The sequence below is a fragment of the Paenibacillus sp. FSL H8-0548 genome, assembly GCF_038630985.1.
GTDB lineage: Bacteria > Bacillota > Bacilli > Paenibacillales > Paenibacillaceae > Pristimantibacillus.
Genome location: NZ_CP152049.1, coordinates 3,235,888 through 3,252,188, shown reverse-complemented (window position 1 = coordinate 3,252,188; position 16,301 = coordinate 3,235,888). Strand labels below are relative to the sequence as shown.

Sequence of the window (16,301 nt, the reverse complement as noted above, 5' to 3'; positions counted from 1 at the left end):
TGCTTCGCCTTTATTCCTTCGGCTTACCTTCAATCCATTCAATATTGGCTCCCAATGCTTTCATATGATCAAAGAAAATAGGATATGACTTGGCAACGTGATGAGCATCACGAATCCGAATCGGTTCTTTGGCGCGCAAACCAACGACAGATAATGCCATAATGACACGATGGTCATAATGCGCGTTGATCTCCACCCCGCCCTCAACGCCTTCCGGACGGCCATGCACAATAATTTCAGCCTGACGCTCTTCAACATTTGCGCCGGCCTTGCGAAGCTCATTCAAATAATCTGTGATCCGGTCGCATTCTTTGTATCTCAGGTTCTCTACATTATAGAAACGTGAAGTGCCTTCTGCAAAAACAGCCGCAGCAACCATCGCAAGCACAGCATCTGTGGCATGGTCACCGTCAAATTCTACCGCTTTCAGCGTCTTGTTCCCTCTTACATGCACAATTCCATTCTCATGCGTAAGCGGAACCTCCATCATTTTCAATACATCAACGACAGCACGTTCTCCTTGCTTGCTGTTCTCTTCAAGTCTATGAACGATAACATCGGATTCTGTAACAGCCGCAGCAGCTAATATAGCTGCAGAGCCTGGGTAGTCACCTTGTACGGAATACGTTTTTGCAGCATAGCTCTGACCGCCAGGAACACGGAAACGCATATAATCCTCATCTGCATGAATGATGATGCCTGCTTGCTCCAGCACCTCAAGCGTTTGGCCTACAACGACCTTGGATTTCAAATCATGCAGCACTTCAATTTCACTATCCTCTTCGAGTAGAGGAGTCAAGAAAAGCAAAGCGCTCAAAAACTGTGAGCTAATATTTCCGGATACTTGAATTTTACCGCCTTTTGGTGCTCCGCCTTGTATGCGAATAGGCAGCTTGCCATCATGATGGGTAATCGCAACTCCCATTGCGGTCAACGATTCAATCAAGTCACTATGCGGGCGTTTGCCCAGTGAATCCGGATAACGATTAATGAAGGTAACGTCTGGGCATAGCGCTGCGATAGCCATCAAAAAACGCAGTACCGCTCCTGCATTGCCTACATCTAACTGCTCCACTGGTTTAGGATTACGACCGAAACCTGTGATGACAATTTTCTCATCATCCTCTTCCACAGTGGCCCCAAGATCACGAATACAACGACGCATAGCATCACTGTCCTCACTATGAGCCGGAAAATATATGGTGCTTGTCCCTTCCGCAAGCGCTGCTACCAGCAAGTAACGAGTCGTGTAATTTTTTGAAGAAAGCGCTTGAAGTTCACCTTCAAGTCTTGGCGTTGGTGTCACTAAAACGTCCATAGTTCGTATGATCTCCCTTTACAATAAAATATACACCGAAACCAGCCTAGCGGCCGATCGACGTAGATATAAGTTTATTTACTTCTGTAAGCTCCATTGTTCCAAAATAACCTCAACAACCGCATCTGCGGACAAATTCGTCGTATCGACTGAGAGATGTGCAAAATCATACGCATGTTTACGCTGTTCAAGCAGTACATTGACTCGCTCCGCAGCATCGCCTTGCAGCAGCGGCCTAGCACTATCCGTCTTCACTCGCGCGAGAATTTGCTCTGGACTTGCCTTTAGCGCTACAACAAAACCTTTGCTGAGCATAAGCTCACGATTGACCGAGCTTAGTACGGCTCCGCCTCCTGTTGCAACTACTGAAGAGTCTCCGCTTTCTAAAATCGATGCAAGCACATTCAACTCAATTGCCCGAAAGCTTGCTTCGCCATCAGCAGCAAAAATGTCACTGATCCGCTTGTTTTCACTTCTTTCGATTTCTTCATCAACGTCTACTCGCATCCAGCCCAGCTTCTCGGCGAGCAGCTTGCTGACGGTTGATTTCCCGGTTCCCATAAATCCGATTAACACTAATTTGTTGGGTTTTTGCCTTACCATAGTAACCGTTTCACCCTTTTCGTTCTTCTTCAACCAATTTTTCTACAATATCATATCATTTTTTTGTAATATAAGGGTATAAAAAAGTTACTTCTGCCGTATGGATGATAATGATGTTTATTCTAAAATAGGAGTGATGCTAGCCATGACCAGTAATCCTCATCTATCCGATTCCCATCCCACTCAATTGCGGATCAGTCGCATTCTTAACCCTGACCACCCTCTTTGCCGAGAGGATGTCGTCTGGATGCTTGAATATATTAAAAAAAAGGTGGCTGACGAAGATCCCGCATTGATGGATCTTTCGCAGCCACGCTTATTGCAAAACTTTCATTTTTTTGCCGAAGCGGCTATGTCCCTCATTCATCGTAGACATTATTACGATCAAGAGGCCGACCGGCTGCGCGACTGGCTGCGTCAAGCAGCATATGGATTGAATAAGGACAATCCTCGCGAGCCGAAGAGTTAACTAGCCTTCCGAATTAAGATTGCATCCAGTTGAAGTGGAAGCTGCCTTCTTTGTCCACACGTTTAAACGTGTGAGCACCAAAGTAATCACGTTGAGCTTGAAGCAGGTTAGCTGGCAAACGCTCTGTGCGGTAGCTATCGAAATAAGCAATCGCACTTGAGAAAGCAGGAACTGGTACACCATTAGTAACTGCAGTACCAATTACTTCGCGCCAAGCGTCTTGGTAGGTCTCAACGATATTTTGGAAGTATGAATCCAGCAATAGGTTGCGTAGGTTTGGATCACGGTCGTAAGCATCTTTGATGTTTTGCAGGAAGCGTGCACGGATGATGCAGCCGCCGCGGAAGATCATCGCGATTTCGCCATAGTTAAGATCCCAGTTATATTCTTCTGAAGCGGCACGCATTTGGGCGAAGCCTTGTGCGTACGAGCAAATTTTACTAGCGAACAGCGCTTTACGAACAGACTCAATGAAAGCGGCACGGTCGCCTTGGAAAGGTTTTTTCGTTGGGCCATTAAGTACTTTGCTTGCAGCAACGCGTTCTTCCTTCATTGCGGACAAGAAACGAGTAAATACGGATTCTGTAATAATGGATAGCGGCACGCCAAGATCAAGCGAGCTTTGGCTTGTCCATTTTCCTGTTCCTTTTTGACCAGCAGAATCTAGAATAACGTCAACCATCGGCTTGCCTGTCTCTGGATCATATTTCGAGAAGATATCTCTTGTGATCTCGATTAGATAGCTGTCAAGCTCGCCTTTATTCCACTCGGAGAAAATTTCATGCAATTCTTCAGCGCTAACGTCAAGAACATTTTTAAGCAGATCATATGCTTCGCAAATAAGCTGCATATCGCCGTACTCAATGCCGTTATGAACCATTTTCACATAATGTCCAGCGCCGTCAGGTCCGATGTATGTGCAGCAAGCGTCATCGCCAACTTTAGCAGAAATCGCCGTTAGGATCGGCTCAACAAGCTCATAAGCGGATTTTTGGCCTCCTGGCATAATGGAAGGTCCTTTCAAAGCGCCCTCTTCGCCACCGGAAACGCCAGTGCCGATAAAGCGGAAGCCTTGTGCTTCAAGATCTTTGCTGCGGCGAACGGTATCAGGGAAATAAGCATTACCGCCATCGATGATGATGTCGCCTTCAGCCAAATGTGGAACTAGTGAATCAATCGTAGCATCTGTACCTGCTCCTGCTTGTACCATGATCAAAATTTTGCGCGGTACTTCAAGCGATTGTACAAACTCTTCAATTGTGTAAGCAGGAACAAGGTTTTTGCCAGCTGCTTCTTGAATGAGATCATCTGTCTTCTCGCGGGAGCGGTTAAATACAGAAACAGTAAAGCCTCTGCTTTCAATGTTAAGGGCAAGGTTTTTACCCATTACGGCCAATCCGATAACGCCAATTTGCTGTTTAGACATTTGGTTCTTCCATCCTTCATCATCTATTTTTGGTCACGATATTTCTATCTTACTCTTTTTGTGCCAAGAAGAAAACTATCTAAACGGAAAAATGTCGATATATCAGCATTAGAATTATTGACCGTTTCGAAAAGTTTAGCTTATATATGATGATAGGACGCTGATTTCCGGGCGGCTGAACAACCTAAAAACGATCAAACACTGCAGCTTTAGCGCAGCATTCAATCGCTTTAGGTTTTCTTATAGAGACCAAAATCCATCATTAGAGCTCCAGTTGCAACATCTCCGAACGCAGTGTCATGAGACGTTCTTTAGACTCCGCGATAGCGTCTTCATCTGTGCCTTGCAATGCATCAAACAGCATCGACAGCTCATAATCCAGCTCATAGCGCAGCACTACTGCTCTTTCCTCAGCTCGTTTTGACTGAAAAGCTCTAATCATTTCTTCTATTGTAACGAAAGGCTTCTTCTGATAAATAATCCGATGTTCCATACCGGACACCTCCACGAGTCGTATAATCTCACCGAACATAATACTCTCAATGACGATTTGACGATCTTTAATGCGCTTCACAACCGCATGTCCACGTGTGTCATTAATCAGCTTTTCAATCAATTCAGAAAGTTTCTCGTCTTTAATAATATAATCCCCGACAATCTTGTAACGATTTTTCATTCGTTGGAATTGAAGTTTCACGAGCTTGCGGCCAGTTCGGATCGATACGAGAAACTGTCCCTCCGTTTCACTCCAATACAAGGAGTAACCTTCCTGAATAAGATCGCGGATGAGATTTTGGATTTGCCGGCGGTCAAATCGCAGCTCCAAATTGCAATATTCGACTTCATGGCTTTTGTTCACGGCAATCCCTCCCTTACCTCAGATTAGTTGACGAAATGTTCTGATAATTTGTTCTTATCTTCATCTTATACTCCATCTTATGTTATGGCAACTTGGATTATTGACTATTTTTACTGTTATGGCCGAGGAAAGTTAAAAAAGGGCGCAGCCGTCTTCAAATGAAGGCGGCTGCGCCCTTGTTGTGCCTATAATCCATAGGCATTTCGTTAAATTTTGAAACAAAGTTTTATTTATTTCTTTGCGAAGGCTATCGCTTCCTCTAGATTCAGCTTCAGTGACTCCAGCTCGTTTCTGGGCTTTACCTCAACGATTCCTTCGGCAGCATGCTTGCCTACAACGATGCGAAGCGGTATTCCGATAAGATCCGAATCCTTGAATTTAACCCCAGGGCGCTCGTCCCGGTCATCGAGCAGCACCTCCAAACCCGCTTCACCTAAAGAAGCTGCAAGTTGAAGGGCCAAATCCATTTGCACTTGATCCTTCGAAGACACTGGGACGATATGCACATGATAAGGCGCGATTGATTTGGGCCATATGATACCGTTGCTGTCGGAATGCTGCTCCAGTACAGCAGAAAGCAGCCGTGAGACACCGATTCCATAACAGCCCATAATTAGAGGCTGTTCTACCCCCGAGGCATTCAAAAACTTAGCATTTAAAGCTTCACTGTACTTGGTGCCAAGCTTGAATACATGTCCAACTTCAATGCCGCGGTGAAAGGTCAGACGTCCCTGCTCACAGCGTGGACAGCCATCTCCTTCAACTGCATTGCGATAATCTCCTGCTTGCGCATTTCCCAAGTGCACGCTTGGTATTACATGAGCAACGTGGTAATCCTGCTCATTAGCTCCTGCAATCCCCTCTTTCATGGCAAGCAGCGCATAATCTGCAAGTATTGGCATTGATAAACCAATTGGGCCCGCAAACCCTAATGGAGCGCCCGTCACGCATTCGGTCGTTTCTTGATCAGCAAGCTCTAGTGCTTTTGCAGCCAATACATTCTTTAATTTGATCTCATTGACCTCATGGTCTCCGCGAACAATTACAGCGACAGGTTTTCCATCAGCGACATAAATTAAGGTTTTCATAAAAGCATTCGAACCAAGGCCAAACCATTCAGAAAGCTGATCTATTTTTTTGATATCCGGCGTATGGTGGCGTTTAAGCTCCTGCTGCTGTATAGAAATCACATCTACTCGCTTATCAATGCGATACTCCGCTTTCTCGAGATTTGCCGCATAGCTGCAATCCGTACAGACAGCAATTGTATCTTCGCCAATATCAGCAAGCGCCATAAATTCATGTGTTCCACCTTCACCGCCGATAGAGCCAGCATCTGCTTCAACCGGACGGAAATAAAGTCCGCAACGAGTAAATATTCGATTATAGGCCTCGTACATGCTCGTATAGCTGCGGTGAAGTCCCTCCCAATCCTCATCAAAGGAATAAGCATCCTTCATCAGAAATTCTCTGCCGCGCAGCAACCCATACCTTGGACGCTTCTCATCGCGGAACTTGGTTTGAATTTGATATAGTGTCAGCGGCAGCTGGCGATATGAGCTGACCTCGCCTCGAACCAAGGCAGTAATAACCTCTTCATGTGTTGGGCCGAGTGTAAATTCACGATCGTGGCGATCCCGTAGTCGAACAAGCTCTGGTCCATAATCTTCATAACGCCCAGATTGCTGCCATAGCTCTGCTGGCTGCAGCGCGGGCATCAGCACCTCCTGTGCACCTGCATGATCCATCTCCTCGCGTACGATCTGCTCAAGCTTTCTCAGTACACGGCGGCCAAGCGGCAAATACGTATAAATGCCAGCTGCCAGCTGCCTGATTAGACCTGCCCTCAGCATCAATTGATGGCTGGCTGCCTCCGCCTCCGAAGGTACCTCACGCAATGTAGGCATTAATAATTGACTTTGTCTCATGCCTATTCCTCCTCCAATTTATCGTATTTCCGACTAAAAAAACAAAAAGAACGCATTCGTAAGGGACGAATGCGTTCGTGGTACCACCCTAATATAGCTGCTGATGCTAGCAAGCAGCTCTCTAGAGATAACGGAATAAGAAATTCCGGCAGCGGCTTTGTTCTTCACCGCTGCAGCTTGCAAGGTAGGGAATAATCAATCGTCTATAGAAGCCTTGCAGCCTGCGGGCTTCCTCTCTGATATAAACGGAGGCTGATTAACGTAGCCTTGGTCGACGCTGTTGTGCTGTCATTAACTTTTGTCAAATTTACATTACTATGCAAACGAAGTCAAGCAGTCATTGATGATGGAAACCATCACGATTTGCTCATCCTGTTCGGTCTTAATACCGCTGATCCAAAAGCAATCAACACAGCGGCAAATAGGAGCAATATGAAGAGCTGTAAACCAATATCGGCAAAGGAGCCTCCGCCGTCTAAACGATCAATGGCTTGAATCGCCCATTTTTGCGGAGTGAAATTCGCGAGCTTTTGCATAAAGTCTGGCAGCATGGATAGGGGGAAGAAGCAGCCGCTAATCATGCAGGTAGGCGTAATGACCAAATTATTGATTTGAGCCAGCTGGACGCTGTTCCGCACAAGACCGCCTACCGCTGATGCAAGCCCAACTGCCGCAAGTAAGAAAAATTCCATAACAAGCAGCATCGCTCCAAATAAAATACCTGGCGAGTAGCCAAATACAAAGTAGGTTAAGCTGAGAACGATAACGAGCTGAATCGTGCCTACTAGCATGCTGCCCATAAAATTGCCGATAGCGATATCCATGGCACGCAAAGGTGCAGTAAACATTCTAGCCATCGTTCGCCGCTCCCGGTCCTCCATGATGAAGCCCACCGACTGACTGACAAGCAGCATGACAAACATTAGAATAAGCCCAATCATCATCGGATTCGATACGATATTACCAAGCTTCATATCAGCGTTTTCCACGCCTGCCAAAGGTTCTGCTTGTGCTTCAAGCAAATCCATAAGCTTTCCTTCACTTACTTCCGCTTCGCTGCCTGCGGCTCGCACAAGTGCTACAGAAGCAGACAGCTTATTCGCTTCGTCTGTCAGCATAGCTTCTAGCGACGCATTCCACAGCTGCTCGTTCATGCGGTACAAATCAGCCTTAGACTGGCCATCCTCCAGCATTTTTTCTGTGTAATCAGACGGGATAAAGATTGCTGCATCCGCTTTCCCGTCAAGCACCATTTTCTTTAATTGTTCATTAGAGAGGCCGGATTCCAAATGAATCTCATATAAAGTCTCCGTCTCCAAGGAAGAAACAAGATACGAGCCTAGCTGTCCAGAATCAGTATTTTGAATAGCAATAAACGCTTTTTGTCCTTCCAAATTAGAGAAAATTCCAGAAATAATAGATAAAATAATAGCTGGCAGCAACACGTTCATGAATAGGCCGCGGCGGGTCCCCATCGTTCTGCGAATGAGATGTGCTGCGATATGTAAGCTAGGCATGCTGCTTCACCACCTTAGGCAGTCTAATCACTGCGATAATCGTTAAAACAAGTGCAATCAAGCTGAGAACCCCAATTTCACGCCAGACGTTCGATGTATCAGAATGACTCATAATGGCTCTCAAGCTTTCATTCGCCCAATGATTGATCGTAAATTTATTGGCACCGCCAACCAATCTCTCGATCCCTGTTATCATGCCGCCGCTAAGAAAGGTCATGCTGAATACGATGATTCCAAATAAGCTTTGTGTTGTTTTTACCGTGCGGGCAATGGAAGCGATTGTTATAGCCAGGCCGGCTCCTGCCGCAGTAGTAAGCAAGCAAATAAGTGTAATCCACATAAAATGATTTCCCCAATCGACGCCGTAGACATACGCTGTAAACGCCACAATAATGACTGCCTGCAGTGCAGCGAGCAGTACTGCCCCAACGATGATCCCAAACACAATAGATCTGAATGAGCCGGATATTGCATACATTCGCTGCAGAGTACCATTCTCTCGCTGATTCAGGAGTGCAATAGCCGCCGTCATGCCGCCATACAGCAAGAACATAATTAAATACGCTGCTGAATAATACTGGAGAGAGGTTGTTTTCCCAAAGCTTTGATTATCTCCTGCCCCTAAATTGTAGGTGGATATGGGCGGGACAATCGTCTTAGCTTCGCTGATGGTTTCTTTAAAAGTCTCTAAAGCATCAGGCCCCAGTGTCTCCACTACTGCCAGCTGCAAATTCAACTGACCCAAATAACCGTTTACAACAGCATCTGCGGCTATATTTTTTTCCTCATAACGCCCTGAATACGTTAACCAATTCGCCGCTTCACCAGCAAGCAGCCGTTCTGAGAAACCAGCGGGAATGTGTACGCCGTAATCCGCAATTCCTTCACGCAGCCAATCCTGAATCTCCTTATTCGAATTGGCAGGCAATACCTTAATGTAATGACTTATGGCCTCGTCGTTCCAAAATGTATCCATGCTGGCACTCATTTCACCCTGATCCGCTATAAACAGAGCGACCTTCGCTGGCTTAATTTCGGTGTCAAAGGCGCTGCCGAGCAGTAGGATTAATACTAATGGCAAACCAATTAATATAATAAGAACGGAACGCATTCGGCTATATTTGAGCAGCTCATAATGAGCTGCTATCCACCATTCCCGCATCACACGGACCTCCTATTCATCACGCAAATTGCGTCCTGTCATTTGTAAAAATAGCGATTCCAGGTTTGGCTCAACACGCGAAAGCTTGCGAAGATTAATCCCGTGCTTCTGAATAATAAACAATAAATCCTGCAATATGGAGGGTGACTCCTTCACCGTAACCTCCAATGTCAATCCCTGATCACGCTCATCCAGCTTTTGCACGCCGGGATGCTCTATCATTTCTGCTAACGCCTTCGCCAAATTCCGATCAATCTCAAACACAAGCTTCTCTTCTTGCCCTGCCTGACGCTTCAATTCATCCTTCGTCCCGCATGCGATAAGCTTGCCTTGATCAAGGATGCCAATTCGAGTGCAAATGGCCTCAACCTCCTCCATGTAGTGGCTTGTATATATAACGGTTGAGCCCAGCTCATTTAACGATCTAACTGATTCCAAAATGTGATTGCGTGATTGTGGATCAATGCCTACTGTCGGCTCATCCATAATGATCAGCTTCGGACGATGCATAATCGCGCAGGCGATGTTGAGCCGCCTCTTCATCCCCCCTGAGAACGTTGAGGGCTTATCCTTGGCTCGTTCCAGCAAGCCAACAAACTGCAGTGCTTCATCTACCCGATCACGAAGCAATGAGCCTTTAAGACCGTACAGCTTTGCAAAAAAGGTTACGTTCTCGCGCGCCGTAAGTGATTCATAAATAGCGAGCTCCTGCGGCACCAAGCCAATCCTTTTCTTCACCTCAAGCGGCTGCTTTCGAATAGAGAAGCCATCTACCAAAATATCGCCGCTGCTTGGATCAAGCAGTCCTGACAGCATATGGATAGCCGTGCTTTTGCCTGCTCCGTTTGGGCCCAGCAGCCCGAAAATTTCTCCTTCCCCAATATTAAAGGTCAAATGATTTACAGTTAAGGTCGTATCGTATTTTTTGACAACCTCTCGAAATGAGACTAAACTCATTAATCTTTCATCCTCTCTGATTGCTTCTAATAATCCCATTGTAGACCATAAGCCGCTTGCAAACAGGTCTAAAAAGTCACCTCCTGAAGGTGACAAAAGTCATTTTTCCACCTAAGCCGATAACTCTATGAAGGTTGTATGAAAAGCTTTGCCAATTTCGTTTATCCGTTCAACAATATGCTATAATGGAGCAAATTCAGCTGCAGGAGCAATTCTATTATGAATATCATGCTAAATCGGATTAGGGCTTTGCTCGTAGCTGTCCCATCTATGATTAGCATCGTGAACGTAGGCGCGGGCTCGTACGCTATATATACCGCTTACGTGCTGGTCGCTTTGCTTCTTATCAAGTCCAGCGCCTTGTTTACGAAGCACAGTCAGCTCTTGCTGCTAGCTGAGCTAATACTATTCTCTTGGTTATCCTACACCTATGCCAGCGTCTTGTTTCTCTTGCTATTCTCCACGCTTATCGCTATATTCCAAAGCAAGCCATCCTCACAAGCCAGTATATTATGGACAGCTGTCGGTATAGCTGCCCTGCTCGCAGGATTGCATGAAAGAGTGTATGAGGTTGTTTTTTCCGTCGCCATTCTCTGGATTACAACCGCTGCCATTTTATATACTTCTAATAGATTCGAGGATAAGCATCACCAAATCGAGGATTTGTATGAGGCATTAGCAGCTAGCAACGTAGAGCTCGGTGCTGCAAAGAGCAGAATGCAAAATTATGCCTCTCAGGTTGAGCTGAATGCTCAGGTCGAGGAACGGAATCGAATCGCCAAGGATATTCACGATGATCTTGGCCATCGACTTATACGTGTCAAAATGATGTCCGAGGCCGCTCTGCATTTATTCGACACTGATACAGCTAGATCGAAAAACACGGTAGAGCAAATACGCGATCAGCTGCAGGACAGCATGGAGCTGATGCGACGTACAGTTCGTAGAATTGCAGTCGATGGGGATAAGGATGCAAGACGATATGCGCTTGATCGGTTAGTCGAAGAATCCGCTTCGGGTCTAGGGATCACGGTTAGCTTTCAAGTAACCGGCAATGCTAGGCCGCTCTATCCAAGCGTTGAGCTCATTTTATTCAAAAATGCACAGGAAGCGATCACCAATGCCGTTCGTCATGGCATGGCAACAACGGTTGACGTTGAGCTCGAATTTATGGCAGCCAGCGTATCGCTGACCGTTTCCAATAATGGCAGCTTGCCAAGCGAGCCTATTGAGGCAGGTATCGGCATGAAAGGCATGAATGAGCGGATTGCCCTTATTGGAGGGCGGCTAGAATGGCAGAAGGGCGATCGCTTCTCTGTAAAAACGACACTTCCACTGCTCGGAGGATAAGTCAATTACATTCGCTCAGAATTGGAGATGTGCCCGCATATGATTCAAGTGTTGATCGTCGATGACGACCCTTTTATTCGAGAGAGTATGAACGTGATCTTAGGACTGGATGCCGATTTGCAGGTTGCCGGTGTCTGCTCCAACGGGCATGAGGCGACCGCGTTTGTCCGCGAGCACCCTGTTGATGTTGTACTAATGGATATTCGAATGCCTGTTTGTGACGGCGTGGAAGGTACAAAGCTACTGCGAGCACTCACCCCTCCTCCTGCCGTGCTGCTGCTGACGACCTTCGACGATGATGACTATATCGCGCAGGCGATTAGAAATGGCGCCAATGGCTATTTACTCAAAAACGTACCTCCTAGCCGTATCATAAGCGGCATCAAAACCGTACACGAGGGCTCGATGCTAATCCATCCTGACATTGCCCGCAAGCTGGCTGGCATGATCGGAACGCCTCGCAAAGAAACAAACAAAGATTTAACGATCTTTGGACTTACAGCCGCTGAGGGCCAAATTGTTCGCCTGATCGCTGAAGGCCAATCGAACAAAGAAATTGCTGCCTCCTTGTTTCTCAGCGAGGGAACTATCAAAAACTATATATCTGAAATATTAAATAAGCTTGAACTGCGCGACCGTACACAAATCGCAATCTATTATTTGAAATTATTGCATCAATCATGATGATGCTTAAAGGAGATTTATAAATATGACCACACAATCTGCTGCTGTTTCTCTACCAGGATTCTCGCAAGCCGACTTCGCCGTATTTCAGCTTGCAGGGCTCGAGGAACGCATGGCTGCTATACAAAACCAAATTCAACCCAAGTTCAGAGCCATTGGAGAGCAGCTCAGCGTCGACGCTGCCGTTCATGCCGGTAATGAAATGTATCTTCATGTCGCAAGGCATGCTCGGCGTAAAGTAAATCCGCCTAAGGATACTTGGCTTGCGATTTGCAATAATAAACGCGGCTACAAGGCACATCCGCATTTTCAGCTTGGCTTGTTCGATGATCATTTATTTATATGGCTTGCACTTATTTATGAAGTGCCTAATAAGGCCAACATAGCAACAGCTTTCTTAAAACAGCTGGACACCGTCATTGCTGCAGTACCAAGCGACTATGTAATCTCGCTTGATCATATGAAGAAGGAATCCATGGCGGTCAGCGAAATGTCTAAGCAGGACTGGAATGACGCACTCGTTCGCTTCCGTGATGTACAGAAATCTGAGCTGCTGATTGGCCGCCATATAGAGGCAAATGACCCTATCCTGCGTGATGGCAAGGCACTGCTCGCACTGGCATCCTCTACTTACGAGACTTTAATGCCGCTTTATCATATGGCTAGCATTTAATCCCCCCTTCAGCAAGGTGAAACGGCTGTCGCCGTTCTTATGGCGGTGGCGCGTTCATTCCGGAGAAACATAGAGAAAATATGGCGAAATGCTATACTTTCCTATATTTTAAAAAAGGCTGTACCTACAGGTCGAGATCGACCCGCCTAGGTACAGCCTTTTGACTATTAAGCTTACTTTACTGCGATACGGCGGCCTCAGCTTGCTCAGATGCTGTACCAGCTCTTCGCTGCTTGCGCGAGGTCCGATAAAACAACAGCTCATACACACACGGTACAATGACGAGTGTAAGAAGAGTAGCTGCTATTAAGCCCCCTATGACGACTATGGCTAGACTTTGTGATACGATGCTTCCTGATTCATGAGAGCCGAACACAAGCGGCAGCATCGCAGAAATCGTTGCTAAAGCAGTCATTATGATCGGACGCATACGAGTAACGGCTGCTTCAATTAACGCCTCTCGAATAGGCATAGACAGCTCGTTTTGCTTAACCCTGTCTATTAAGACGATTGCATTGGTCACCACAATTCCAATCAGCATCAAGGCTCCGAACATGGCTGTGAAGTCTGGCGTTACGCCCGATACGAGCAAACCGGTAACTGCGCCGATGGCAGCAAGCGGCAAGGATATCATAATAGCGAGCGGTGCCCGCAGCGTCTTGAAGGTCAGAACCATAATGAGATAAACGATACCAATTGAAATAAGCGCCGTCATGCCCAAATCAGAAAAATCACTGGATTGATCTGCCGAAGCACCTCCGACCTCTATAACAACTCCCTCTTGCAGCTTAAGCCCACTCACAGCCTTCGTTATCTTCGTCCCAACTACCGACAGCTCTTTTGGCTCAGCACTAGCTGTAACGCGAATATAGGTCTTGCCTTCTTTATGATAGTACAGGGAAGGCTCTTCAGAGCGAACTAATTTGGCAACCTTTGAGACCTCAGTAACCCCATTCTCGGTCATCAATTTCAAATCCTCAAGCTCGCGCATTGATGCTGGATTAATAATCGGCTGTAAAATAACCGGCGTATCGCTATTCTCTATCCGAATGGAGCCAATAGGCAGAGGATTAAGCATGCTTTGCAGCTGCACGGCTACGTCCTGCCCCTTTGCAAGGGTAGGATCGACAACAAAGGAATATACTGATTTTTTCTCCTCTACGTTGCTCTCCACCTTTTGCACCCCGTCAATCGGCTTGATCGCTGCAATCAGCTGCTCTGCTGATTTAGCCAATTGCTCTAGGTCATCGCCAGTAACATCAATAAAAATTTGCGGAGAGCCTCCCCCCATAATGAGATCTGATGCATTAACCATTAAATCTGCTTCCTTGTAATTAGTCTGCTGCGACTTTACGTTATCCATGAATTCCTCAGCATTCACACCACTATTCAAGTCAATCATATACGTAATGAGTGTAGGTGAAGAAACGGAGCCATACTGAGCCGCATCTGCACTATTTCCAAGCATCATCATTACCCAATCGACATCTTGGTTTGCGGTCAAATAGGATTCGAGCTGCTTTCCTGCTTCTAATACTTTGTCTGCAGGGGTTTCACTTGGATATTGCAGCGTTACGTTAATGTTTTCAGCACTGGATGAGTCCAATGCACCCTTTGGCATGAATAAATAAGCACTTATTGAGCCCGCAAAAAGCAGCACGGCAATTATTAATGGCACTAATTTATGTGCCAAATTCCAGCGAATGAATAATGCAAATTTAGGTGAGCCTGCATGCGCCTTCTCCTTCGTGCCGCGCAGCAGCAGCGCACTGAGAAGAGGCACTACTGTTAACGCTACGAGCAGAGAAGCCAGCAGCGAATAAGCGACGGTCAGCGCGAAGGGAAGCAGGAACGCTTGCAGTGAGCCTCTCAGAAGCCCCATTGGTAAAAATACAGCGACCGTTACGAGCGTGGACGACGTAATTGCAGACGCCACCTCTTTGGTTGCATCCGTGATAAGCGTAATTGAAAAAGCTTCCTTCTGAAGCCGTCTATAGATGTTTTCAATGACGACAATACTATCGTCTACTAAACGCCCTACCGCTACCGCGACACCCCCGAGCGTTATAATATTAAGAGATACTCCAGATAGCTGCAATAAATAGAGCGTGATGGCTAGCGACAAAGGAATCGAGACAATCGTTACGATCGTGGCTTTAAAATTACGCATAAACAATAAAATAACGATAGTGGCAAACAACGCGCCTAGCAGCACCTCTCGCATCATACTATTAACCGAAGAGACGACCGAATCCGATGTGCTTAAAATAATGGAAGCATCGATGCCCTTAATATCGGCATTTAATCGATGTACCGTGTTTTTAATGCCATTGCCAACCGTTACAGCATTCGCATCGGCTGATTTCGAAATCGTGAACATAATCGCATCTTTGCCATTCATTCGACTGATGCTTTCTTGATCCTTGGCTAGCTCAACCTTTGCTACATCTCCAAGCTTAACGCCTGCTCCAACAGGAAGCTTGCGCAGCGTCTCCAAATCTGTCACTTGATCATAGACGTTCAGATTACCGGCGGCCCCGTCCAAAGTTCTCTCCCCAATGGACACTGAGACTCCTCTTCCTTGGAGCACGCCCATGAGCGACTGTACCTGAATGCCGGCCGCTGCCAGCTTATCAGCATCTGGAGTAAGATGAATGGTCGGTGTGGACTTGCCGCTCGTACTTACCTCGCCAGCACCTTCTGTTTTTTGCAGCTCTGCCGCAACCGCCTTCAGCTTCTCTTCCTTTTCTTGCCCGCTCAACCCATCATCGAAGGTTAGTGTAACCCAAGCAATCGGAATCATAGAAGTGTTCAGCTGTACGACGAACGGCTTCATTACATTTGCAGGCAATTGAACCTGCTCTATCAACTGCACGATCTGTGCCTTAGCATCCTTCATGTTTGTTTTGGAATTAAAGTTTAAACTCAGCTGGGCATATCCGTCACCTGATGTCGAGAACATATCGGTCTTGCCTTTAACTAGCGTTACGGCCTCCTCCAGCGGATTTGTAACGAGCTGCTCCATCGACTTGGCATCGCTGCCAGGTCCGATAACGGTAATCATCACCTGCGGATTATCCGCTGCTGGCAGAAACTCCATCGGCAGCCGGAAATAGCTAATTGCTCCCATCACCAAAGCCATAATGACGATCAGGATGACTGCCGCCTTATTGCGAAATGACCATTCAGTTAATTTGCTCATTTTACCTTTGACTCCTTCTCCTAAAAACGATTTTTATTGCTTTTGTCTTGTTTAATGATAGGTGCATACTTGCATGCTTAAAAACGTCTAGAGATGGGATTTTATTCCGGTCCCAAGACGCAACCTAGCTAAGACTCCAGACGGAGAAGGATT

The 16,301-nt window shown here is 46.4% G+C and carries 13 protein-coding genes; 4 read left to right on the top strand and 9 right to left on the bottom strand.

Going from position 1 to position 16,301, the window contains the following annotated elements; genetic code table 11:
* Positions 1-10: 10 nt before the first annotated feature.
* Together aroA and MHI37_RS13455 are read right to left on the bottom strand one after the other, a co-directional pair.
* On the bottom strand, positions 11-1,318 hold the full coding sequence (aroA, locus tag MHI37_RS13460) for a 3-phosphoshikimate 1-carboxyvinyltransferase (protein WP_076335434.1): 1,308 nt from the start codon (positions 1,316-1,318) through the stop codon (positions 11-13).
* A gap of 78 nt (positions 1,319-1,396) precedes the next feature.
* Positions 1,397-1,921 (bottom strand): shikimate kinase, encoded by a 525-nt coding sequence (locus MHI37_RS13455; RefSeq protein WP_076335435.1) that lies wholly within the window; start codon positions 1,919-1,921, stop codon positions 1,397-1,399.
* Positions 1,922-2,066: 145 nt separating this feature from the next.
* Here MHI37_RS13455 and MHI37_RS13450 point away from each other — a divergent pair, with 145 nt between their 5' ends.
* A complete protein-coding gene (locus MHI37_RS13450) occupies positions 2,067-2,390 on the top strand; it encodes a hypothetical protein (protein WP_076335436.1) in 324 nt (107 codons plus the stop codon).
* A 13-nt stretch (positions 2,391-2,403) separates the two neighbouring features.
* Here MHI37_RS13450 and gndA read toward each other — a convergent pair whose 3' ends face one another.
* The 6 genes from gndA to MHI37_RS13420 all read right to left on the bottom strand — a co-directional run bounded on the left by gndA (position 2,404) and on the right by MHI37_RS13420 (position 10,239).
* Positions 2,404-3,816 (bottom strand): NADP-dependent phosphogluconate dehydrogenase, encoded by a 1,413-nt coding sequence (gene gndA, locus MHI37_RS13445; protein ID WP_076335437.1) that lies wholly within the window; start codon positions 3,814-3,816, stop codon positions 2,404-2,406.
* A gap of 262 nt (positions 3,817-4,078) precedes the next feature.
* Complete coding sequence (locus tag MHI37_RS13440; RefSeq protein WP_076335438.1) at positions 4,079-4,675, bottom strand: hypothetical protein; 597 nt, start codon at positions 4,673-4,675, stop codon at positions 4,079-4,081.
* Positions 4,676-4,905: 230 nt separating this feature from the next.
* Positions 4,906-6,603: a proline--tRNA ligase gene (locus MHI37_RS13435; RefSeq protein ID WP_076335439.1), complete on the bottom strand. Its 1,698-nt coding sequence runs from the start codon at positions 6,601-6,603 to the stop codon at positions 4,906-4,908.
* Between the two features lie 356 nt (positions 6,604-6,959).
* Positions 6,960-8,120: an ABC transporter permease gene (locus tag MHI37_RS13430; RefSeq protein ID WP_076335440.1), complete on the bottom strand. Its 1,161-nt coding sequence runs from the start codon at positions 8,118-8,120 to the stop codon at positions 6,960-6,962.
* On the bottom strand, positions 8,113-9,282 hold the full coding sequence (locus MHI37_RS13425) for an ABC transporter permease (RefSeq protein WP_076335441.1): 1,170 nt from the start codon (positions 9,280-9,282) through the stop codon (positions 8,113-8,115). The genes MHI37_RS13430 and MHI37_RS13425 overlap by 8 nt, the downstream gene beginning before the upstream one ends.
* Positions 9,283-9,294: 12 nt before the next feature.
* A complete protein-coding gene (locus MHI37_RS13420) occupies positions 9,295-10,239 on the bottom strand; it encodes an ABC transporter ATP-binding protein (RefSeq protein WP_076335478.1) in 945 nt (314 codons plus the stop codon).
* 219 nt (positions 10,240-10,458) lie between these two features.
* On the opposite strand from MHI37_RS13420, the gene MHI37_RS13415 reads away from it, so the two are divergent.
* From MHI37_RS13415 to MHI37_RS13405, 3 genes are read left to right on the top strand one after another with little or no spacing between them, the layout of a single operon-like run.
* Positions 10,459-11,589, top strand: a complete 1,131-nt coding sequence (locus MHI37_RS13415; RefSeq protein WP_076335442.1) for a sensor histidine kinase — start codon at positions 10,459-10,461, stop codon at positions 11,587-11,589.
* 39 nt (positions 11,590-11,628) lie between these two features.
* Complete coding sequence (locus tag MHI37_RS13410) at positions 11,629-12,273, top strand: response regulator transcription factor (protein ID WP_076335443.1); 645 nt, start codon at positions 11,629-11,631, stop codon at positions 12,271-12,273.
* A 25-nt stretch (positions 12,274-12,298) separates the two neighbouring features.
* Entirely contained in the window at positions 12,299-12,946 is a 648-nt protein-coding gene (locus MHI37_RS13405) for a DUF1054 domain-containing protein (RefSeq protein WP_076335444.1), read from the top strand.
* A 178-nt stretch (positions 12,947-13,124) separates the two neighbouring features.
* On the opposite strand, the gene MHI37_RS13400 is transcribed toward MHI37_RS13405, so the two are convergent.
* Entirely contained in the window at positions 13,125-16,148 is a 3,024-nt protein-coding gene (locus MHI37_RS13400; protein ID WP_076335445.1) for an efflux RND transporter permease subunit, read from the bottom strand.
* Positions 16,149-16,301: the final 153 nt, after the last annotated feature.